We start from the raw sequence: 21651 nt of genomic DNA, 5'->3' as shown, positions 1-21651 counted from the left end.
AAACCGGGTTTAATCATCCGCGTTAATCCGCGTTAATCCGCCTTAATCTGCGGTTGCAAAATCCTACAACTGCTTCACCTCAGAAACCAATTTGGCAACCACATCCTTAGCGCTACCAAACAACATCATCGTCTTATCCTTGTAAAACAACTCGTTATCAACACCGGAAAAACCAGCATTCATCCCGCGCTTGATCACGATCGTATGCTTAGCCTTATCAACCTCCAAAATCGGCATCCCGTAAATCGGGCTCGCCGTATCGTGACGCGCCGCCGGATTCACTACATCGTTAGCCCCGATTACCAAAGCAACATCAGTTTCGTCAAACTGCGGATTGATATCGTCCATATCGTACAACTGCGGATAAGGCACGTTTGCTTCCGCCAGCAACACATTCATGTGCCCCGGCATCCGCCCCGCCACCGGGTGAATTGCGTATTTCACGTCAACACCCATTTTTTCCAAACCGTCGGCTAACTCGCGCACGGCGTGCTGTGCTTGCGCTACAGCCATTCCGTAACCGGGAATGATTACAACCGATCGCGCATAACCCAACATCATCGCACTTTCTTCGAGATTGATGCTGCGAACAGTTTTGTCAGTAGCACCAGCAGCCCCAGCAGCAGCCGCAGCACTTCCGCCACCGCTACCAAAGGCGCTAAACAGCACACTACCCAAGGATCGATTCATCGCCTTGCACATGATTTGCGTCAAAATAATCCCCGACGCGCCCACCAATGCACCAGCGATAATCAGCATATTGTTCATCAAAATGAACCCAGCGACACTCGCCGCAATCCCCGAATAGGAGTTAAGCAGCGACACCACCACGGGCATATCGCCACCGCCAATCGGTAGCACAAACATGATTCCCAGAATATTGGAAATCGCCACCAAAGCCAGGAATACCGGCACATCCTCCGGGTTAAACAGCATATAACCGCTGCCGGCTAAAAGCGCGATCGCCAGCATGGCATTAAACGGCTGTTGCAGCGGAAACGTCATCGGCGCACCCGGTAGCAATTCTTGCAGTTTCGCAAACGCCACAAGGCTACCAGTGAAAGTAATTCCGCCAATCAACACACCCAAAAGGATCGTGATTGTCGCGTCTGGAGTTGGCGATTCCGGGATGCTGAGATAGCGCCAGAATTCACCCACAGCAACGAGTGCAGAAGCCGCGCCCCCGAAACCGTTAAGCAAACCCACCATCTGCGGCATATCCGTCATCGCCACAGTATTCGCCATAATTGTTCCCAAAATGGAACCGACGATAATTCCGACAGCAATCAATTCGTAGCTGACTACTTGCTTTTCCAGCAACGTACCGACGATCGCTATCAACATCCCGATCGCAGCTAACACATTCCCTTGACGCGCAGTTGCAGGGGAACCCAACTGTTTCAAACCGATAATAAACAAAGATGCGGCAACTAAATAACCTAGTTGAATGCCACTGGGCAGAAAATCGCTCACGCTTTAACCTCTTTTTTCTTGAACATTTGCAGCATGCGATCGGTTACTAAGAAACCGCCGACTACGTTAATTGTGGCCAGGGCGATCGCGATCGTCCCCAAAATCGAAGTAACAGTCACATTACCTTGGCCTGAAATCAGAATTGCGCCTAAAACGGCAATTCCCGAAATCGCATTCGATCCCGACATCAAAGGTGTGTGCAGCGTCGGCGGGACTTTATTAATTACTTCAAATCCCACAAACGATGCTAGAGTAAACACCACTAAACCTGCAATCAATCCTTCTGCCATGACAATTGGTAATTGGTAATTGGAAATAACTCGTTCCCGGTTGCGTCCGCCAGGGAATGAATTCCCTGGCTAATAGCCAAAGTCCTCTTAAGAGGACTAATAGACATCTCCAATAATTCTTGTGGAACCGGCCGGAAAGCCTGTTCAAAAAAGCCTTTTTTGGAGATATTTAATCAGTTCTTCAGTCCTCATAGCGAGGACTTAAGCTTTGAGGCAGGGGTTGAAACCCCTGCCGGACTTTGCCTCATAAGGACAGAATTTAACTGACGGCTGAAGCCTGAGCCGTCAAAGCATCGCGAACTCGCTGGTTGCTAATCTCACCATCGCGGGCGACGCAAGCACCAGAAATGATATCGTCTTCAAAATTCAAATTGAGTTCCTTATCTTTCACCATCAACTGAACTAAAGCCGAGATATTCTTCGAGTAAGTTTCGCTAGCGTGGACAGGCATCGACGAGGGCACATTAATCGGGCCGATGACATTAACGCCGTTCCATTCAACATCTTTCCCCGCTTCCGTGCATTCGCAATTGCCGCCTTGTTCGCCCGCGAGGTCAACAATTACCGATCCGGGCTTCATTTGAGAAACCATTTCTCTAGTAACTAAAATAGGTGCTTTTCTGCCGGGAACTTGAGCGGTTGTAATCACTGCATCGGAAGCGCTGACGTGTTGGGTGAGCACTTGGCGGGTGTATTCTTTAGCCGCTTCTGATAGTTCTTTAGCATAGCCTCCGGCGGCGACGGTTTCTTCCTTGAGTTCGACATCAAGGAATTTAGCGCCCAAACTTTGCACTTGTTCTTTTGTTTCCGGGCGGATGTCGAAGGCTTCGACTACCGCACCCAAACGGCGCGCCGTGGCGATCGCCTGTAAGCCAGCAACGCCCACACCCATTACCAATACTTTCGCGGGGCGAATTGTACCGGCCGCCGTTGTCAGCATCGGAAAATACTTTGGCAAAGCTGCGGCTGCGATCAATACCGCTTTGTAACCGGCGACGTTACCCTGAGATGACAGCGCATCCATGCTTTGAGCGCGGCTGGTGCGCGGGATCATTTCCATGCTGAAGGCCGTTACTTTGCGATCAGCTAAACGCTGCACTAAAGCTGGAGCTCCCAGAGGATTCAAAAAGCCGATGAAAACGCCTCCTTCCCGGAGTTGATGAACTTCTGATTCTTGCAGCGCCCCGATTTTCACGACGACATCGGCTTCGCCCCACAGCCTAGCGGTATCGGCGACAACCTGAGCTCCCGCTTCTTCGTAAGCAAGATCCGAGAAAAAGGATTTTGCCCCCGCACCGGCCTCAACCCAAACTTCGACCCCCTGTTTGACTAATCGGGCTACAGCGTCGGGTACTAAAGCCACCCGGCGTTCCCCTGCTGCTATTTCTTTTGCGATCGCTAATTTCATACAGTCTCCTTATTTAAGCTTTCCTAGGACGGTTGAAACCGCGCCTACACAGACAAAACCTGCCTCTGCAGGTTTCTTGAAGTGCGATTTTTAATCGCCCCATGCCTTGCTTTACATTGAAGCAGCCGTTGCCCTAAACTTCTCTCGTTGATACTAAAGCCGATCGCCCAAATTCGACCCGTATCTTTAACTTATCTTATACATTCAAATTCGCTAAATTGTTAAGTTTGCCACCGATTATGATATAATTTTATGTCGCCTACTTCTGTAGTTTGAATGTCAGTTATCAGTATTACGCAAAAATTACGCAAAAAAAAGTGACCTCAGCGGGCGGGCGATCGCCCTCATCAAATGGCTGAGAGATTCGATATATTGTAGGCACGATCGCAAATTTCGGGCGAGCAATATTTAAGGTTCACCAAGAGTTTAATTAGAGGAGTTGTTATGCGACGATTATTTTCAGCACTAGCGGTTACAGGTTGCTTGGTGGCTGGATTACCCGCCATCAGTTTAGCCCAGTCCATGCCAGGATTCACGATTTTCGGCGGCCCCGATCGCGCCAACCAATTAAGCTATCGCTTGGATTACGGTACAGCCGGGATGAGTGGCGATAGATATCGGCTGCGAATTCCTTCCAAAAAAGTAAGTTTGGCGATCGCCCAACTGAACATATCCTATCCAGACTACTACAAAGGCGAATTTGACCAAAAAGACATTAAAGTGCGCGTCAAAAACAAAACAATAGAATTGCAAGAAGTAATCTGGGACAAAGAAAATCGATTCATAGAGATTTATCCCAAAGAACCAATTGCCGCCGGTAACAATGTTGAGGTTGTACTCTCCAACGTCAGAAACCCATCTCCCGGCGGAATGTACCATTTCAACGTCCGCATCCGCACCCCCGGCGACGTTCCCTTGCTGCGTTACCTCGGTACTTGGCTGTTGAGCATTAATTGAGGGAAGGAATTTCTCGTTAGTCAAGCGATCGCAACAGAAAAATTTAAATGTGGCGATAGTTTTCCTACGGGCAAAAATTTAACAATACTCAAATCCGGGTTTTCGGGAGTTGTAAAATAGAACCTCCGGCTCATATCGCAATTCTCAATGATTCGTAATAATGAGTCTAGGGGCAGTCCCCCGATGATTGCCCTTCGCTAATTAGGGGTAGGCTTAGGGGCGCTACCCCTAAAAAATGTTTACCAATCAAATAGGATTGCTAAGGCCGTACTTGCAGCATGAATCTACTAGCAAAAATCAAAACAATAAAACTGCCTCCAGCGCTGCGATCGAGAAATTATCGCCTGTTTTTTGCAGGACAAGGCATCTCCCTAATTGGCAATTGGATGACGCAAGTTGCTACTGTTTGGCTTGTCTACAATTTGAGCGATTCACCTTGGATGCTCGGCGTGGTGGGATTTACAAGTCAAATCCCCACATTAATTTTACTACCTTTTGCAGGAGTTTTAATCGATCGCTGGAACCGCCACCGAGTCATCATTGCCACTCAAATATTAGCAATGGTTCAATCCTTAGCGCTAGCCTTTTTAGCGCTAACAGGAGTCGTTAACATTTGGCAGATCCTGGTACTGAGTTTCTTCCAAGGCGCAATTAACGCCTTTGACGCGCCGGCACGGCAAGCTTTTGTACCGGAACTTGTAGAAAAGAAAGAGGATTTAGGAAATGCGATCGCCCTCAACGCTTCCATGTTCAACGGCGCCAGATTAATCGGCCCAGCAATTGCAGGTTTGCTAATAGCTACAGTCGGGGCAAGTTATTGCTTTCTCATTGACGGACTCAGCTACATCGCTGTAATTGCAGGCTTATTAGCGATGCAAATCAAACCCCGAAAAATTGCCGCAACTAATACCAAACCCTTACAAAGATTAAAAGAAGGATTCGTTTATGCCTTCGGGTTCCCCCCGATTAGAGCAATTTTACTGCTATTAGCATTAGTCAGTTTTGCCGGAATGTCCCACACAGTATTAGTCCCAATTTTTGCCACCAAAATTCTGCAAGGCGACGCACAAACCCTCGGCTTTTTGATGGCATCTTCGGGAGTTGGCGCCTTCGCGGGCGCGATTTATTTGATTTCTCGCAAAAGTATAGTTGGCCTCGGCAAATTGATTGCGATGTCACCGGCCATTATGGGATTCGGACTGATAGGTTTTGGTTTGTCCCGCATCTTATGGCTGTCATTAATCATGATGTTGTTTGTGGGTTTTGGTTTCATTATCCAATTTGCAGGAGGAAACACATTTTTGCAAACAATTGTAGAAGACGACAAACGCGGAAGAGTGATGAGCATATACACGATGGCATTTTTTGGAGTGACACCCTTTGGGAATTTAGTTGCCGGCGGATTGGCCAATTATATCGGCGCTCCCAATACAGTCATCATTGGAGGAATAATTTGTGTTGTAGGCTCCATAATTTTTACCAAACAATTGCCAGCTTTAAAAAACTTAGTCCGACCACTTTATCAAAAAATGGGTTTAATTCCGCAGTAACAATTTACCGTCAAATCACAAATGCCAACCTTAAACAAGATTCCCAAAGCTAATATCTGACTGTCTCTCTCTCTAGCAATCCTCAACAACTTGTAAACTTCTCTCTTTCCCTCTTATCTTCTCTTTCTCTGCGCCCTCTGCGCCCTCTGCGGTTAAAACATCCAAATTAATTACGCAACCAGAGTTCACCATTCTTGTTGGGCTTCAGCTTCAGCTTGAATTAAATTTTGCCGCAGTTGCACCCAATTTATTTGATGAGAGGGCGAGTCTTCGATAAGCTTTCCGCGCTGTAAATGCAGAATTCGCGTGCTAAATTGCTCGGCTAATTCTAATTGATGGTTTACCATTACAATTGTGGTTTGGCCGTTTGTTAGCTGTATCAATACTTGCAAAAGGTGGGCGGCTTTTCCTGCGTCTAGGGCGGATGTTGGCTCGTCTAAAAGCAAGATTTTTGGTTGTAGGATGATGCCGCGGGCGATCGCCACAAGCTGTTTTTGGCCTGTGGAAAGCTGCAATTCGGTGTGATCGAGCCATTCTTGGGGTATGTGCAGTTGTTCGATCGCCCCGCTAATTCTCTCAGCAATGTTTGATGCAGTCACCCCCCGCAGCTTCAAAGGATAAGCCAATGCTTCTCGCACCGACATTCCCAAAAGCTTGGATTCTTGCAGGATGAGGGTGATTTGTTTGCGGAGTTCGATCGCAGGTATTTGGCGATATTCTGTATTTTCCAGATAAATGGAGCCGCTGGTGGGAGTGCTGAGCCGATTTAGCAACCGCAACAGCGTTGTTTTGCCGGCACCTGAAGGGCCAACAATTGCCACGCGAGCTCCCTTGTGTACCTGAAATGATATATTTTCCAACAAATGACTTGAGGCGATCGGTGTTTTCAAGCTTACACCGTCAAGTCGCAGTTGAGGATTTGTTTCTGTATTATTTTCCGAATAATTAGGCATTTAATTAATTAAAAATCCCAAAAAGTTGCACATATTTCGATCCCCCTAAATCCCCCTTAAGAAGGGGAGTAGGGGTTGACTTTGATCGGAATCTTGTCCCCCCCTTATTAAGGGGGGTTAGGGGGGATCTGAATTCTCTGAAACGACCTATAAAATTGGTATGAGTCGAGGACGATCGCAACTAAATTCATCCGTGTATCCCTGTCGTGATCCTTTTCCTTCTCAAACTTTTACAGCTTTTTCTAAAGGAAAACCCAGCTTTTCGCGCTGTTCCAAATAAAGCTGAGCCACTCGCCGCGCCAAGTTGCGAATTTTGGTAATGTAGCGGGTTCTTTCTGTTACCGAAATCACACCTCTAGCATCGAGTAAATTGAAAGTGTGAGAACATTTTAACACATAATCAAGACTAGGCAAAACCAATCCTTTTTTTGTCAATTGTTCGGCTTCTTGCTCGTACAATCCAAATAGAGTAAACAGCAATTCGGGATTAGAAGCTTCAAAGTTATAAGTACACTGTTCAATTTCTCCTTGCAGGTGAACGTCGCCGTAAGTTATGCCATCTTTCCACTGAATTTTCGTCATCGCATCGACTTCTTGGAGATACATTGCGAGGCGTTCTAGTCCGTAGGTAATTTCAATAGATACCGGACGACAATCAATGCTACCGCACTGTTGAAAGTAGGTAAATTGGGTGATTTCCATGCCGTCGAGCCAGACTTCCCAGCCGACGCCCCAAGCTCCGAGGGTGGGCGATTCCCAGTTGTCTTCTACGAAACGAATGTCGTGGTCTTCAGGGCTAATTCCTAATGCTCTGAGGGAGTCTAAATAGATGTCTTGGATGTTAGGAGGAGAGGGTTTAATTAAAACTTGATATTGATAGTAATGTTGGAAGCGGTTGGGATTTTCGCCGTAGCGTCCGTCGGTGGGGCGGCGACAGGGTTCGATGTAGGCGACTGACCAAGGTTCGGGGCCAATTGCTCTGAGAAAGGTGTGGGGATTCATGGTTCCTGCACCTTTTTCTGTGTCGTAGGATTGGGCGATCAGGCAGCCTCGATCGCTCCAGAATTTGTTTAAGGTGGCAATGACTGATTGAAAATTCACTGGTTTAAATATGGTTAGCGAGTGTCTCAACTTATTTAAGCATACTAAAGGCAGGGTTTATTTGCATAAACCCTGCCGAAATCAGATATGGGTGTGAAAAGTTAGGCAGTTTGGATCGCTTTATAGTTTAGTCTGCAGGAGCGAGGGAAACTAACAGAGTGATGTTGTCAACGCCGATGACATAAACGGTGTCTCCGGGTGTGAGGGTGATTTGGCGATCGCACCGTGCGGGCCACCAGCTACCTTGGAAGCGGACGCGACCTGTTTGATTCGGGTAAATCGATTCATCAACTACTGCTTCTTCGTTGAAGTAGTGGAAATTGGTGTTGATGTAGTTATCCATTAAGATATTCTTTTCTGTGCTGTAGGTGTGAAGAGAAAAAATAGAACCGAAAGCTTTTACTACGTTAAACATTTTGTTGACTCCTTTTGTGTTAAAATATATCGAAGTTTAATCGCCTATTTGAGGCTCTTTGAAAAGTAGCATTTCCTGGTTGAAATTGATTCCCAGGTTGTTCATGCTCTGATTTAGTCTGCGGGAGCGAGGGAAACTAAGAGAGTGATGTTGTCAACGCCGATGACATAAACCGTGTCTCCCGGTGTGAGGGTGATTTGGCGATCGCACCGTGCGGGCCACCAGCTACCTTGAAAGCGGACGCGACCTGTTTGATTCGGGTAAATCGATTCATCGACGACAGCTTCTTCGTTGAAGTAGTTAAAATTGGTGTTGATGTAATTTTTGATAAGCATATTGTTAGCTGTGCTGTATCCTTGGGTAGAGAAAATCGAGCCGAAAGCTTTTACTACGTTGAACATGATATTTACTCCTGTTGTGTTAAAATATATGGGGATGTGTAATTGTCGGTTTATGCTATTTGAGAGGCTGCATTTCCTCTGTTAAGATTGATTGATTGCCTTGATATTTCATTGTTCTTGCCTTCCGTGGTTTTATCAGGATAAAAGGCAAAGAATTTTTGAAATGTTGAGGGGATTTGAGAAGCGGTTGCAGGGAGTCTAAATCCAGTAATTCCGAGGTATTGAATTAAGGGTTTAGTGGTTGAGTAGTTGGTAGGATTTACCTTAAGGGTAGATGTTGTTAGCTACATTAGAGATTGACTGATTCCGCATTACTGCTGCTATGAAGATGTTTTCTTTTTGGGTTTTATGTTTTGATTGGGTTGTGACTCACTTGCTTTACACTTACTAATTTGCCAGGAGTCGAATGTCTTTGGGGCGATCGCCAGTCCACTTTCCGACTCTGGTACTGGCACATGACACTCCTAAACCCGCAAACAACCATTTTTCAAAGGTTTTTGCCTAAATATCAGGCTGCTGGCTGTGCCAATTTAGCTAACTGGACTACCGCGAACGGTGAATTATGAACTTACGCAGTCTCGATCGCCCAATCCGGAATATCCATAAATATCTAGTCCGTAACTTACGCACCAAACCCCTAAAAACCCGGTTTCTGACACCCTGTGCGCCATTAGGGGCCCGTAAGCGGATCTATGATATAAGCAAGTAAACTTGGCAACTCACCCACCCTCCCCATGCGATATTGATTTGTACCTACCTATTTAGGCATAGAAAATAGGCGATCGAGACTGACGCAGATATCAGGAGGCGGTAGGAGTTTTTGATCGATGCAGCTCGATCGCACCCTGTTATCCAATTATTGAACAGGTCGAACTTAAAATCCATTCATAAATTCAGAATCTTAAATTCATAAAAGTCATAATTATCAAAAACCTGCTTGATACTGCATAATCGTTACAGGAATTCTGAATAAAGTTTTAGCCAATTGAGACAAGCCAAATTTGAATTTAAGCGACTGCGGCAATTCTTGTACGGAAACTTCTGTGAAGCCAAAGCGAGTATAAAATGATGCGAGTCGGGAGCCCAAACACTCTAAATATAGCGGTTCAGTCGCTTGTTGAATCAAATGTTTTGTGAGATAACTTCCCAAACCTCGATCGCGCCAATCTTTCGCCACCACCAAACTGCCCAATTCTTGCGCCCCCGCAAATTTCCGCAACTGTCCGCAAGCTGCCAATTTTCCCTCGCATTCGATGACCCAGAATTGATCCCAGCGCAACTGAGTTGGATCGAGTTTGGCGCTCCAAACTAACTTTCTAATTGATTTGATATCTTGAGCTGAGGCTTGGCGGATGGCGCATTCAGACGGCCACGAAAAAAAACTTTCATTCATTATGATTCCATAAAATAAGCTTTAGTAAATTTATTCTTATTTTCCGAGTCGAGCTCCAGATGGTGTATTTAAGTATAACTGCTGTTACTGGAAATTATACCAGCTAGCCGCTTCAAAATGCGAAAAACTTCGTAAAGTTCATTTCCGGGATTCGCAATATCGAAAAGTTTAGAGACGGCATACTGCGGTGTGTCTCGTTTGGTCATTTTGATAAATCGAAAGCTGCTGCCATTTGTCAGAAGCCCAAATGTTACTGGTTCTGGGCTGGGGTCATTCAGCATATAAAATAGTAACTGAGGAAGCCCAGCTTCAACGGAATATTGAGAGCGTTTGGCTTCGATCGCAACTACCCAAAAAGATTTCAGCAATAGCAGGACATCAATGCTACCCCTGACAATTGTATCTTCATCTTCAATAGTCAGTTCTACTGATTTTTCTGCCTCTATGTGAAAGGGAGTCAAGTAGAAATCTGCTAAAAATAGCAAGGGAGCCAGTACCACCATTTTTACGGTATCTTCCAGCATCGCGTACTTGACACTGTTGATATAACCTGCTTTTACGTTGTCAAGCGCTCGCTTTTTGTCATCGCTAATTTCCGGTAAATCGTCAATCCACTCCCGGAAGAATTGCTCATCTTCACAAAGTTGAAAATTAAATTTTGTTTCGACATCTAGCAGGGTCAGTGTTTTTGCTTGAATGCTTTGTGTCATAGTTTTATGTATTTATTTTTTAGTTGGTACGTATTGTAGCATATCAACTGTCGATCGCCTCCCACAAAACCTCCGCGCCAAACCTTACCGGATCGGTACAAGGCAATCCCGTTTCTGCTTGAACTTCAGCTATTGCTAACAGCGCATTTGCCTCATTTAAGTGATGAGTGTTGAGGGCGATCGCGCTCACTTTTCCCCCTGCAAAAGCACCCGCAGCAGCGGCAACTATTTCGTACAATTCAATTACTTTTGATAGCCTGGGAATCGATACGTGCGGGTGATTGCGAATGCTAGTTTGTCCGGCTCTGTGGGCTAAAATTAAGTGAGTTGGCTGCGAACCGCGCAACAGCGGCAGAGTCGCCGTCGAACCCGGATGCAATAGCGAACCTTGCCCTTCTACGTGCAGAATATCGCATTCCGAACCCAATTTTATCACCATTTGTTCGACAGCACCAGCGGCGAAATCAACTCGCACTGCATCCAAAGGAATGCCTTCATTTCCGATCATTAAACCCGTTTGTCCGGTTGCCAAAAATTTGGAACGCAAACCTCGCCGCAAGCAAGTGCGATTAAGTTCCAGACTGGTTGACATTTTGCCAACGCTCATATCTGTGCCGACAGTTAATACGCGGCGACAACTTAATTTAGCGGCGGCGGCAGAGGCGATCGCACCGACAGATTTCGGTTCCTGACGCACGTCCCAAATCCATTGATTTTCGGTTAACGGAACTGTTATCAAAGGTGCAAGTTTCGCGTGCAAACCGTTGACAACTGACAAACCTGCTGCTACCGCTTGATTAATTTCTGGCAGCCATTCCGCAGGCAAAACACCGCCGGAAGGAGCGATACCAATTAGCAGAATATCCGGCGCAAATTGCATTGCTTCTGCAACGGAAGCAACTATCGGTACTTGTTGAGGAATGCCCGTTAATTCAGGTAAAGATTGTCCGGCACATTGGCGGTCTATTACTGCTACAATTTGTGCTTCGCTGTAGCGTAAAAAAGCTAAGCCTGTTTTCCCGGAAGAACCGATAATTCCCTCGTGCAGCAGGATAGCAACTTTGCCATTTTTGATCGAATAATTTTTAGTCATTGGTTCACTTTTGAGACGGGCGATTTTAGATTTTAGCTTCAATCTAAAATCTAAAATCTAAAATCTAAAATCGATTGGGTGTTAGCTGTGATTTGGGATTATTGGTTCAGGGTAAGATCATTCGGATCTTCTCCCAATTCTCGCAATCTGGCCTCTAGTCGCGAGGCTCGCTGGCGTTCATGTTCCGCTTGTTGTTGAGCGGCTTCGGCTTGTTGTTGAGCGGCTTCCTCTGGCAACAAAACTAAATTGCCAGATTCATCGAAAAAACGCACCCAAGTCGCTGTTTCTCGATCGACAATTCCTTCCCAAGTACCCAACCAAAAACCTAACGTTTCGCACCACAGCCAACCCCGCTCGTTGGCAACTAACGGCTGATAGCGCAGGTTGGCATCTAAACGCCATCCTTGCAAAGAATTCGGCTCGAAAGGATCGAAAACAAAGTAATCAGGAGTTCTAAAAACCTGCTCGTAAATATCCTTTTTTTTGCCTGTATCCTGATTTGCCGTTGACGGCGACAGCAGTTCCACAATGACATCCGGGTAACGTCCGTTTTCTTCCCAAACTACCCAGCCTTGTCGGGAAGTATTGCTGTCAACACCCAACACAGCGAAAAAATCCGGGCCTCGGAAATCCTGATTCCGAATCTGTTTAGCGCTGTAATAAATAAACATATTGCCACCGACAAAAAAATCGTTCCGGTGAGCTAAACCTTGTTCTACGGAACGGATTAAAACGGTCATTGCTATACGGTGGCGGTTGCTTTCCATTTCTGCACCATCATCAAAAATTAAATCAGTCGGCGGTTTATGTTCTTCAAAAAAAAGTTTGGCTTCTCTATCAATTCCCTGTCCTATTGATTCTACTGGTATCATACTATCTCCAGATTTATTTTGAGCGATACTTCTATTCTACAATCTTCATTCGCTGCACTCCCAATCCCGATCGCCCGTTTGGCAGCAAACACCCATTTTCGACGATCGCACCGGTGAAAGGATCGTCTAATAAATTTAAGTGACTGTCCAAATCCAAATAGTCAGCTAGCGGTGAAAGTTGTGCTGCTGCTGTATTTGCGATCGCGCTATCTGAATAGCAGCCGAACATTACTTGCAAATTGCAGGCTTTTGCAGTATGAATCATCCGCATTGCTTCAGTCAATCCGCCTGACTTCATCATTTTGATATTGATGCCGTGGACGCAGTGCGCTAACTTGGGTATATCGGAACTATTAAAGCAACTTTCATCAGCAAAAATTGGCAGGGGCGATTGACGGTACAGTTCTGATAATTCATTGATATCTGCGAGGGGTGAAAGCGGCTGTTCGACATAATTTATCTGGTATTTTTCCAGCCACTGACACATTTCGATCGCGCTGTTTAAACTCCAACCGCCGTTAGCATCTACACTGATTTTAATGTTAGGTGGTGCTTCCTCTAGCACTGCTATTAACATAGCTTTGTCGGCTTCGATTCCTGCGGGATTTCCTAATTTAACTTTAACGGCGCGGTATTTGATGCTTGCTGGATCTGTCGCATCTTTACCAAACCAATCGCGCACTCTTTCTCTTGCACTCCTCGGCGAATTAATGCCGATCGTGACGGAGGTGGGGACGATGCGCGATCGATCTAATCCCCACATTTTCCACAGCGGCAAGCCTGCTTTTTTGCCCACCCAGTCGTGCATTGCCATGTCGATGCCGGCGCGGGCGGCTGAGGGTAAGTTGACCTCTGTTAATACTTGTGCGATTTTTTGGCGATCGAACGGAGTAAACTTTTCTAGCAGCAGTGCAACTTCCTGCAATGCAGCTAGCAGAATTTCGGTAGTTTGGGGCCGAGAACCTGTGGAAAACGGCGAAGCTTCTCCCCAGCCTTCGATGCCTTCGTGTTCTAGCTTTACCCATAAATTGGTACTTTGGGCTGTTGTACCGCGGCTGATGGTAAGGGCAAACCGCTTGCGGACAGTGAAGGTTTCAATTTGAAGGTGCATTGTCAGTGATTGGTAATTTTTTCTAAATTAAAATCCCAGGTGGCGGATTGCGCCGCTCTTGCGATTTGTAACTTTTTACTTTATAGTTTGATTTTGCTCGTTCTAGTTTATCAAAAACTTGATGAAATTCCTTATTTCTGTTTCGCCGAAGAGAGTTGCCTTCTCTCTCAGCATTTGGGTGCTCTTCTTTGCTGTTGCTGGTTGCATCGTACAAGTTCTGCGCTACGGTTTTAACTATAAAGAACGCTGGATTAGTTTGTTTAACTTAGACCAAGAAATAAATTATCCTTCGTGGTACTCGTCATTTACGTTGCTCTTTTGCGCGATTTTGCTAGGTATTATTGCTAGTGCTAAAAAGAAGGACGGCGATCGGTATTTTGGACACTGGAAAGCGCTAGGGTTCATGTTTGTATTTTTTTCTTTAGATGAAATTTTGAGTCTGCACGAAATATTAATTATTAACGACTTGCGAAAGGCACTGCATTTAGGGGGAATTTTTTACTTCATTTGGGTAATTCCGGGGGCGATTTTTGTTGGGGTTACTGCGTTGGCTTATCTGAAGTTTCTCCGGGATCTACCCCGGAAAACAAGGGATTTTTTCTTACTAGCAGGCAGTATATATGTCGGTGGATCACTTGGCATGGAAATGGTTACTGGCTATTATGCAGATGCGGTAACTCAACGAAACTTGATATACGGTTTGATGGTTTGTGTTGAGGAAATTTTGGAAATGGTAGGGGTAATCGTATTCATCTATGCCCTGCTGTCTTACATCGGTTCCCATCTTGAAACTATTGATTTGCGGTTGAAGATAGTGGATAATCCAGAGAGGTAAAACTGACGATCGACCAAGATTATTAACGAAATTTAAATCGCAGACTTTATGGCTATCTACTTCTACACCACTGGCAGCGAATACGGCTTTTTTTCTAACTTTTCATCTCATGGATTCGAGTTAGACGGAGAATATTGGCCAACTACCGAACATTATTTTCAAGCACAAAAGTTTCCCAAAACGGCTCATTGTGACCAAATTCGCCAAGCAAAAACACCGAAAGATGCCGCAAAAATGGGGCGCAATCGCTCTCGTCCCCTCCGCAAAGATTGGGAACAAGTAAAAGATGATATCATGCGAAAAGCCGTACTCCGAAAATTTGAAACTCATGCCGAAATTAGAGAAATTTTACTCGCTACTGGCGATGAGGAAATAGTCGAAAATTCCCCTATTGATTACTATTGGGGTTGCGGTAAAGATGGCAGTGGCAAAAATATGTTGGGCCAGATTTTAATGGAAGTAAGGGAAATATTGCGAAAACGCACGTCAGAGTAAAACAGAACTTAAATTTCCTAAACTAAAGCAGGACTTATTTAATCCTAAGTCCTGCAATGCTCCTCAGCGAGCATTTCCTCAATTTTCTTAAACACTGAACTTAAAAATCGGCATGAGCAACTGTCAAAACTTGTGTCAATCTCGTCGGGCTGTTCTAGTAGAGGGTTTAGCCTCTCCTCAGAGACTGCGAAGCAGGGGAAACGGTAAAAACCCTGCACCACTTTTTTTGTTTTAACAACTACTCTCAACCGGAATTAACTTTTATGGTCGCAAGTACAGCATGGTTAGCCCGTCGCCTCCCGGACACCGTTCCCCTAAGGTTGGCGATTCACAGGTAAAACAGCAAAACACCTGTTCTGGTTAAAGTTTGTTTTTTATTTATGCTGTATCTTTCTATTGTGTACGATTTGTGGAAAGTGTCAGCAGTGCTACAGAATTCTTTACATTTGTGATTTATTTGGATACAATCGCGCCACTCTGTCGCAGTTGCTGTTGAATTTTGTTAAATTCTTTCTGTTCTGCGCTTAGCAAACTATTGTCGATCGGCGATCGCATATCCCACTGCAATTCGGACAATAACAACAAACAGCCCGCCATAATTATTCCTGTGGTTAGATATTGCCAAGGTGCAACAAATGTTAATAGAGGTATGCTAAATAAATGAGTTAGTCCAATCAGGAGAAAAGTGCGCGATCGCAAACCTAATCCCGTCAACAAATAGCCGATCGCGCTCAACCCCAACCACAAATCGCAAAGGTGCAGCAACAAACCTCCCCAACCGGCAAAAATACTGTAATCCGTTAGAACCAAACCAGTTATCATCAAAATCGCCCAAGAGTAAAGAATCCAGCTAACTCGCTCGACTCTTACCCAAAACAAAGTCAAAACGGCCATTGCCGCAGTGCCAACTAAAGTCAAACTTGACCACAGAATCGCCTGAAAGCTCCAACTGATGGGGACAAATTGAGCCGTAAAAAAAATCCCCCCTGTCACCAAACCCCAAAGCAGAAAAGTTTGGTCGATGCGGGTATAAAATCCTGAGAAAAGAGTAATATTTCCAATTTGCCAGCGGAGTTGCAACAGGCCTTCGAGGTCTTGTACGTCGAGATGTTCCTGTTTGCTGCGGATTAGGGGTTCGGAGGCGTTGAAAAAGGTCATCCAGTGTTGGGGAAAGTATGAAGTTTTGTGTATTGTAACAAGTCTTAAGGAATATTTTTCAGATTTTTTCTTGTTCCGAGGCTCGGCCTGGGGACGTAGATGGGGAGGCAGAGCCTCGATTCCAAACAAAGATTTTCGGACGGGCAAGATGCCCATCCCACAAGAGTTTGATTGATTTTGTCTGTCAATCTGAAATATACGTTAAGTTTGACGTACAATGAAAATAACGTATATTTCCTCAAGATAATTAAGGATACAAAATGAAAGCAAATCCAGGCGGAGAAATTGCCCCAGCAGAAGTCATGGGCAGAGACAAGCTCATTTCTGATTTGTGGGGGATTTTAGAACAGCAAAGTTTTATATTGAGTGCCGAGCGGCGGATGGGTAAAACATCAGTAATTAAGAAAATGCGATCGGAAGCTACCGCAGATAAATTGCCGATTTATCGTGACTTAGAAAATGTGCGATCGCCCTTAGAATTTGTCGAGACAGTTTTTAAGGATGTCGAAGAATATTTAAGCCGTTTTAATCGCACTGCCAAGAAAGCTCGCGCATTCGTAACTCAACTGGGAGGAGCAGAATTTAGCGGTTTCAAGTTACCCGAGATTGCCGCAACTGAGTGGAAAGCATTGCTGACTGAAACGATCGCAGATTTGGTAGAAAATCAAGACCGCACAGTCGTACTGTTTTGGGATGAAGTGCCGTATATGCTCGACAACATCGGCGATGAAGCGGCTATGGAATTGCTCGACACTTTGCGATCGATCCGCCAGATGTACCCGGCTGTCAGAATGGTGTATACAGGTTCAATTGGCTTGCATCACGTCCTTGGTGCTCTCAGAAAAGCGGGCTATACAAACGACCCTACTAATGATATGTACGTCCAAGATGTGCCGCCGCTATCCGTTAAAGATGCAACTAATTTAGCTCGCAAATTGCTTGAGGGCGAAAATATTGCTACACCGGATATCCAAGGAACTGCGGTTTTTATAGCCGATGAATTAAGTAATATTCCTTTTTACATCCACCATTTAATTGCTAAACTCAAACTGCGCGGTGGTTCAGGGGACATTCCAGCTATTAAGGAAATCATTGCTGATTGTTTAGATGACCCGCTGAATCCCTGGAAAATGGAATATTATCGGGAGCGAGTTGATAGTTACTACGATGACAAACAGCGTCCTTATGCCCTGAATTTGCTCGATATTTTGGCGGCGGGTGAAGGGTCTTTGTCATTTGATGAGTTGTTTAACGGTATCAAGCAAGAGTCGGAAACTCAAGACAAGGAAATGACGAGGAAAGTTTTAAGGCTTTTGGAGCAGGATTACTATATTTATAAGAAAGATAGCAGATTTCAATTTCGCTATGCGCTGATTAAAAAATACTGGAAATCCTTAAGATGTTGATATTTTTTTTTATCGTTCGCAGTTAAACGTTAAACATTGAGTCCGGCAGCGGTTCAAACCCCTGCCTCAAAGCTTAAGTCTTCGCTATGAGGACTCATACAAAATCCGAGACTACTCGTCTACTCTTTCTACTCGTTACCAGTTACAGACTACTAATGAGCTCTTCAGTCCTCATAGCGAGGACTTTCGCTATGAGCCAGGGAATTAATTCTCTGGCGGACTGGCGGACGAGCCGACTAAATAACCAACAAAATTAATCCATGAAAAACACATTAATCTCTCGATTTACTCCAAGCTTGATGGCACCAGAAACTCTCGAAGCTATCCTGGTACAGCGTCACGCACTGGCCAACTATTTAGTAGATAAAATCCGAGAGAGCGCGCTAACAGCTAACAAGCATTTTCAACTGCTAATCGGGCCGCGCGGCATAGGGAAAACTCACTTAGTTTCTCTGATTTATCACCGCGTTTGTAAGATGGAGGATTTGCAGGATAAATTGCTCATTGCATGGTTGAGGGAAGAAGAATATGGGATAGCATCTTTTTTAGATTTATTAATTGCAATATTGCGCGCCATTGGTAAAAAATATCCGGCAGAATATCGAACCCAGTTACACGATGCTGTCGAAGGGCTTTATGAGTTGTCGTCGGAGGATGCTGAATCTGTGGCGGCACAATTGTTGAGAGATTTTATTGGTCAGCGCGTTTTGCTGTTGATTGTGGAAAATTTGGATGATGTATTTGGCGGGTTGGGCGATATCGGACAAAAGCAGTTTAGGGCTTATATTCAAAATTATTGCTTTTTGACTATTTTGGCAACTTCCCAAAGTTTGTTTGATGGAATTGAATCGCGCGCTCGACCTTTTTACGGCTTTTTTTATCCTCATAATTTAAATGAATTAGACCTCGATGATGCTGTAGCTTTGTTACATCAGATTGCTAGCTTGGAAGGGAAAAGCGAGTTAGCATCTTTTATTCAAAATCCAACTGGAAGAGATCGCATTAAAGTTGTGCATTTCCTTTCTGGTGGCAGTCCCCGCATCTATATGGTTTTCTCGGATTTCCTGGTGAACCGCGAATCTCTAAATAAACTCGTGGAAACATTTATGGCGATGCTAGACGATTTAACGCCGTATTACCAGGATCGGATGAAATATATCTCAAATCAGCAGCGCAAGATTGTTGATTTTTTGGCTGATTTGCGCCGCGCGGCCCCGGTAAAAGAAATTGCCAAACGCTGTTTTATCTCTCACCAAACTGCATCAAGTCAACTGAAAGAGTTGCGGCAAAAGGGTTATGTGAAAAGTGAAGAAATCGGGCGGGAGTCTTGGTACGAATTGCGGGAACCGCTGATGCGTTTTTGTTTGGAAGTTAAGAAGCAGCGCAATGAACCGATTAGATTATTTGTGGATTTTTTGCGGGTTTGGTATACGCGGCAAGAATTGCAGCAGCGATTGGGATTGAGGATGGCGGATGTTGATTTGGCGGAGAAAGAAAGTCATTTTATGTATCGGCAAGGTTTGAAACCGATTCCACCTGATGCTGTGATGGAACGAGAATATTATACGCGGGCGCTTGAGGCTATTGAGAGAAATGAGGAAGACCCGCGTCTGAAGGCTTATTTTGATGAAATTGAAAATTGTATTGAACAGAAAGACTATGTTTCGGCTTTAGAATATGCGGAAAAATTGGTAACAAGTCGCGGCGAGGCAAGGGATTGGGTAGAAAAGGGACGCTGTTTAAATAGCCTGGAACGCTACGATGAAGCATTAGAATGTTTAGAAAAAGCTATTGAAATTGACTCGAATTATGCAAGGGCTTGGGCGAATCGAGGCGATGTACTCGAAAGTCTTAAACGCTATGATGAAGCCTTAGTATCCTACGATAAGGCGCTCGAACTTGACGAGAATGATCCGTGGCATTGGGCTAAGCGAGGTTATCTACTCAACAACCTCAAACACTATGAAGAAGCCTTAGAATCCTTTGATCGGGCGATCGAACTTGACGACAATGATCCGTGGGATTGGGCTAGCAGAGGCGGTGTACTCAACAACCTCAAACGCTATGAAGAAGCTTTAGAATCTTACGATAGGGCGCTCGAACTAGATGCTAATTATCAGTGGGCTTGGCGTATGCGAGGTGATGTACTCAACAACCTCGAACGCTATGAAGAAGCCTTAGAATCTTACGATCGGGTGATCGAACTTGACCCCAATGATAAGTTAGCTTGGGTGAGCCGAGGTTTTTTCCTCAACAACCTCGAACGCTATGAAGAAGCTTTAGAATCTTACGATCGCGCGCTCGAACTAGATGTCAATAATCAGTGGGCTTGCGTTTTACGAGGCAATGTACTCAGCAACCTCAAACGCTATGATGAAGCCTTAGTATCTTATGATCTGGCGCTCGAACTAGATGCCAATTATCAGTCGGCTTGGACACTTCGAGGCTATGTACTCAGCAACCTCGAACGCTATGAAGAAGCCTTAGCATCTTACGATCGGGCGATCGAACTAGATGCCAATCTTCAGTTTGCTTGGACACTTCGAGGCGATGTACTCAACAACCTCAAACGCTATGAAGAAGCTTTAGCATATTGCGATAAAGCGATCGAACTTGGTGAGCAATCTTCATATGTCTTCTTCAACCGCGCCATTGCTATTCTCGGATTAAATCGTTGGGATGAAGGTATCGCCGCCTTATACGACGCATTCCAACGCCTAGAACCAGGCGAGGAAGCTGATGCAGATGATGCCGAGTTAATTACCAGCAACCTGTTCGCAAACATGCACGATGCAGCGATAGGGAAAAATCGCATTACCAGCCTAATTGCAGTTTACGAAAAACACGAATCTCTCTCAATCTTAGGAAAGGGAATTGTGCAAAACATTCCCGCGCTAATGTCAGAAATGGTAAGCGACAAAGCCGCACGCACTTGGTTAGAATTGTGGCAAGAACTAACCAGCAAATACGAAGAATTCCAAATTCCCATGCGCCTGCTGAATGCGGCAGTCCGCTATAAGGAAACAAAGGGCGACAGACGACTTTTGCTAGAACTTCCCATAGAAGAACGCAATTTATTAGAATTCTTGGTGTTCACAGAATTCTTGGTATTAACAAAACCCGAATAAGTAAAACAGGACTTACGCACTCCGACAAAGAAACCGGGTTTTTTACCTAATCTTCGAGTAGGAACGAAGTAATTTCCTAAAAAAACCCGGTTTCTGGACCCCCTGCGTAAGTCCTATAAAATATGTATAAAATAGAAATTGATGATACTAGCAAAGGACTCATCCCCATGACCGTAACAATTCCCACTAAAACCTCAGCAGAAATCATCTACCCCGACAGCGACGGCAAACCCATGTCAGACAATACCAAACAGTTTGAACTAATTGTCACCATTCAAGGCGGAATAGATGCCTTATACAAAGACAATGAAAATGTCTTTGTAGCAGGTGATTTGCTGTGGTATCCCGTGGAAGGAGATAACAAAACTCGCCAAGCACCTGATACGATGGTAGTGTTTGGCAGACCGAAAGGTTACAGAGGTTCCTACCAACAGTGGCTTGAAGATAATATCGCCCCGCAAGTTGTCTTTGAAATAATCTCCCCCGGCAATCGACTGGGAGAAATGTTTAAGCTGTTTAAGTTCTATGAAAATTATGGAGTAGAAGAATATTATGTCTACGATCCAGAGGATAATGAGTTAATAGGTTGGGTGCGAAGTGACGGACAACTCAACTATATTGAATCAATGGAGGGTTGGGTAAGTCCGCGTTTGCAGACACGTTTTGAAACTGCATCGGGAGACTTGGAAATTTATCGTCCTGACGGACTAAAGTTTTTGTCTTATGTGGAGTTATCAAGACAAATGGAACAAGCGCAGCAACAAATGGAACAAGAACGCCAACAAATGGAACAAGAACGACAGGAGAAAGAGTTAGTACAGCAAAAAGCAGATCGCCTTTCAGAAAAACTCCGAGAAATGGGCATAAATCCAGAGGACATTTGAGATTATAATAGTCCTCGA

At 44.9% G+C, this 21651-nt stretch carries 20 protein-coding genes; 7 read left to right on the top strand and 13 right to left on the bottom strand.

All coding sequences use genetic code 11. From position 1 onward, the window contains the following. Positions 1–63: 63 nt before the first annotated feature. From QUB24_RS01040 to QUB24_RS01030, 3 genes are all read right to left on the bottom strand, one after another. Positions 64–1473, bottom strand: coding sequence for an NAD(P)(+) transhydrogenase (Re/Si-specific) subunit beta (locus tag QUB24_RS01040; RefSeq protein WP_333149762.1), 1410 nt, complete (start codon positions 1471–1473; stop codon positions 64–66). Continuing rightward, positions 1470–1763 (bottom strand): NAD(P) transhydrogenase subunit alpha, encoded by a 294-nt coding sequence (locus QUB24_RS01035; protein ID WP_006633295.1) that lies wholly within the window; start codon positions 1761–1763, stop codon positions 1470–1472. The genes QUB24_RS01040 and QUB24_RS01035 overlap by 4 nt, the downstream gene beginning before the upstream one ends. A gap of 259 nt (positions 1764–2022) precedes the next feature. Further along, positions 2023–3171, bottom strand: coding sequence for a Re/Si-specific NAD(P)(+) transhydrogenase subunit alpha (locus QUB24_RS01030; protein WP_333149761.1), 1149 nt, complete (start codon positions 3169–3171; stop codon positions 2023–2025). Between the two features lie 444 nt (positions 3172–3615). On the opposite strand from QUB24_RS01030, the gene QUB24_RS01025 reads away from it, so the two are divergent. Together QUB24_RS01025 and QUB24_RS01020 are read left to right on the top strand one after the other, a co-directional pair. Then, on the top strand, positions 3616–4128 hold the full coding sequence (locus tag QUB24_RS01025; protein WP_333149759.1) for a DUF2808 domain-containing protein: 513 nt from the start codon (positions 3616–3618) through the stop codon (positions 4126–4128). 278 nt (positions 4129–4406) lie between these two features. Further along, complete coding sequence (locus tag QUB24_RS01020) at positions 4407–5678, top strand: MFS transporter (RefSeq protein ID WP_333149757.1); 1272 nt, start codon at positions 4407–4409, stop codon at positions 5676–5678. Between the two features lie 185 nt (positions 5679–5863). On the opposite strand, the gene QUB24_RS01015 is transcribed toward QUB24_RS01020, so the two are convergent. From QUB24_RS01015 to QUB24_RS00975, 9 genes are all read right to left on the bottom strand, one after another. Next, the gene (locus QUB24_RS01015) at positions 5864–6631 is read right to left on the bottom strand and encodes an ATP-binding cassette domain-containing protein (protein WP_333149753.1); all 768 of its coding nucleotides are present in this window, start codon (positions 6629–6631) and stop codon (positions 5864–5866) included. A 222-nt stretch (positions 6632–6853) separates the two neighbouring features. Continuing rightward, positions 6854–7732, bottom strand: coding sequence for a glycine--tRNA ligase subunit alpha (gene glyQ / locus QUB24_RS01010; RefSeq protein ID WP_190660228.1), 879 nt, complete (start codon positions 7730–7732; stop codon positions 6854–6856). A 127-nt stretch (positions 7733–7859) separates the two neighbouring features. Then, positions 7860–8147 (bottom strand): NfeD family protein, encoded by a 288-nt coding sequence (locus tag QUB24_RS01005; protein ID WP_333101689.1) that lies wholly within the window; start codon positions 8145–8147, stop codon positions 7860–7862. A 113-nt stretch (positions 8148–8260) separates the two neighbouring features. Then, complete coding sequence (locus QUB24_RS01000; protein ID WP_172191372.1) at positions 8261–8548, bottom strand: NfeD family protein; 288 nt, start codon at positions 8546–8548, stop codon at positions 8261–8263. A gap of 925 nt (positions 8549–9473) precedes the next feature. Next, positions 9474–9941, bottom strand: a complete 468-nt coding sequence (locus tag QUB24_RS00995; RefSeq protein ID WP_333149751.1) for a GNAT family N-acetyltransferase — start codon at positions 9939–9941, stop codon at positions 9474–9476. Positions 9942–10009: 68 nt separating this feature from the next. Further along, positions 10010–10651, bottom strand: coding sequence for a type I restriction endonuclease (locus tag QUB24_RS00990; protein ID WP_333149749.1), 642 nt, complete (start codon positions 10649–10651; stop codon positions 10010–10012). A gap of 43 nt (positions 10652–10694) precedes the next feature. Beyond that, entirely contained in the window at positions 10695–11744 is a 1050-nt protein-coding gene (locus QUB24_RS00985) for a DUF1611 domain-containing protein (protein WP_333149747.1), read from the bottom strand. A gap of 98 nt (positions 11745–11842) precedes the next feature. Continuing rightward, the gene (locus QUB24_RS00980; RefSeq protein ID WP_333149744.1) at positions 11843–12616 is read right to left on the bottom strand and encodes a Uma2 family endonuclease; all 774 of its coding nucleotides are present in this window, start codon (positions 12614–12616) and stop codon (positions 11843–11845) included. Between the two features lie 31 nt (positions 12617–12647). Beyond that, positions 12648–13727, bottom strand: a complete 1080-nt coding sequence (locus QUB24_RS00975; RefSeq protein ID WP_333149742.1) for a dipeptide epimerase — start codon at positions 13725–13727, stop codon at positions 12648–12650. A gap of 121 nt (positions 13728–13848) precedes the next feature. Here QUB24_RS00975 and QUB24_RS00970 point away from each other — a divergent pair, with 121 nt between their 5' ends. Both QUB24_RS00970 and QUB24_RS00965 read left to right on the top strand, forming a co-directional pair. Beyond that, the gene (locus QUB24_RS00970; protein ID WP_333149739.1) at positions 13849–14562 is read left to right on the top strand and encodes a hypothetical protein; all 714 of its coding nucleotides are present in this window, start codon (positions 13849–13851) and stop codon (positions 14560–14562) included. A 48-nt stretch (positions 14563–14610) separates the two neighbouring features. Then, complete coding sequence (locus QUB24_RS00965) at positions 14611–15057, top strand: NADAR family protein (protein ID WP_333149737.1); 447 nt, start codon at positions 14611–14613, stop codon at positions 15055–15057. A 453-nt stretch (positions 15058–15510) separates the two neighbouring features. On the opposite strand, the gene QUB24_RS00960 is transcribed toward QUB24_RS00965, so the two are convergent. Then, complete coding sequence (locus QUB24_RS00960) at positions 15511–16215, bottom strand: hypothetical protein (protein WP_333149735.1); 705 nt, start codon at positions 16213–16215, stop codon at positions 15511–15513. A gap of 260 nt (positions 16216–16475) precedes the next feature. On the opposite strand from QUB24_RS00960, the gene QUB24_RS00955 reads away from it, so the two are divergent. The 3 genes from QUB24_RS00955 (at position 16476) to QUB24_RS00945 (ending at position 21633) form a co-directional block, all read left to right on the top strand. Beyond that, the gene (locus tag QUB24_RS00955) at positions 16476–17621 is read left to right on the top strand and encodes a hypothetical protein (protein WP_333149733.1); all 1146 of its coding nucleotides are present in this window, start codon (positions 16476–16478) and stop codon (positions 17619–17621) included. A 260-nt stretch (positions 17622–17881) separates the two neighbouring features. Beyond that, positions 17882–20749 (top strand): tetratricopeptide repeat protein, encoded by a 2868-nt coding sequence (locus QUB24_RS00950; RefSeq protein WP_333149731.1) that lies wholly within the window; start codon positions 17882–17884, stop codon positions 20747–20749. Between the two features lie 167 nt (positions 20750–20916). After that, on the top strand, positions 20917–21633 hold the full coding sequence (locus QUB24_RS00945) for a Uma2 family endonuclease (protein ID WP_333149897.1): 717 nt from the start codon (positions 20917–20919) through the stop codon (positions 21631–21633). Positions 21634–21651: the final 18 nt, after the last annotated feature.

Origin of the sequence: Microcoleus sp. B9-D4, from assembly GCF_036705105.1 — a bacterium.
GTDB lineage: Bacteria > Cyanobacteriota > Cyanobacteriia > Cyanobacteriales > Microcoleaceae > Microcoleus.
This window is presented reverse-complemented; position numbering and strand designations above follow the sequence as displayed.

Bases quoted from the DNA above. Each gene is read 5' to 3' on its own strand.
- QUB24_RS01035 (WP_006633295.1), bottom strand. From the start codon at position 1,763: ATGGCAGAAGGATTGATTGCAGGTTTAGTGGTGTTTACTCTAGCATCG.
- QUB24_RS01030 (WP_333149761.1), bottom strand. From the start codon at position 3,171: ATGAAATTAGCGATCGCAAAAGAAATAGCAGCAGGGGAACGCCGGGTG.
- QUB24_RS01025 (WP_333149759.1), top strand. From the start codon at position 3,616: ATGCGACGATTATTTTCAGCACTAGCGGTTACAGGTTGCTTGGTGGCT.
- QUB24_RS01020 (WP_333149757.1), top strand. From the start codon at position 4,407: ATGAATCTACTAGCAAAAATCAAAACAATAAAACTGCCTCCAGCGCTG.
- QUB24_RS01015 (WP_333149753.1), bottom strand. From the start codon at position 6,631: ATGCCTAATTATTCGGAAAATAATACAGAAACAAATCCTCAACTGCGA.
- QUB24_RS01005 (WP_333101689.1), bottom strand. From the start codon at position 8,147: ATGTTTAACGTAGTAAAAGCTTTCGGTTCTATTTTTTCTCTTCACACC.
- QUB24_RS01000 (WP_172191372.1), bottom strand. From the start codon at position 8,548: ATGTTCAACGTAGTAAAAGCTTTCGGCTCGATTTTCTCTACCCAAGGA.
- QUB24_RS00995 (WP_333149751.1), bottom strand. From the start codon at position 9,941: ATGAATGAAAGTTTTTTTTCGTGGCCGTCTGAATGCGCCATCCGCCAA.
- QUB24_RS00990 (WP_333149749.1), bottom strand. From the start codon at position 10,651: ATGACACAAAGCATTCAAGCAAAAACACTGACCCTGCTAGATGTCGAA.
- QUB24_RS00985 (WP_333149747.1), bottom strand. From the start codon at position 11,744: ATGACTAAAAATTATTCGATCAAAAATGGCAAAGTTGCTATCCTGCTG.
- QUB24_RS00980 (WP_333149744.1), bottom strand. From the start codon at position 12,616: ATGATACCAGTAGAATCAATAGGACAGGGAATTGATAGAGAAGCCAAA.
- QUB24_RS00975 (WP_333149742.1), bottom strand. From the start codon at position 13,727: ATGCACCTTCAAATTGAAACCTTCACTGTCCGCAAGCGGTTTGCCCTT.
- QUB24_RS00970 (WP_333149739.1), top strand. From the start codon at position 13,849: ATGAAATTCCTTATTTCTGTTTCGCCGAAGAGAGTTGCCTTCTCTCTC.
- QUB24_RS00965 (WP_333149737.1), top strand. From the start codon at position 14,611: ATGGCTATCTACTTCTACACCACTGGCAGCGAATACGGCTTTTTTTCT.
- QUB24_RS00960 (WP_333149735.1), bottom strand. From the start codon at position 16,215: ATGACCTTTTTCAACGCCTCCGAACCCCTAATCCGCAGCAAACAGGAA.
- QUB24_RS00955 (WP_333149733.1), top strand. From the start codon at position 16,476: ATGAAAGCAAATCCAGGCGGAGAAATTGCCCCAGCAGAAGTCATGGGC.
- QUB24_RS00950 (WP_333149731.1), top strand. From the start codon at position 17,882: ATGAAAAACACATTAATCTCTCGATTTACTCCAAGCTTGATGGCACCA.
- QUB24_RS00945 (WP_333149897.1), top strand. From the start codon at position 20,917: ATGACCGTAACAATTCCCACTAAAACCTCAGCAGAAATCATCTACCCC.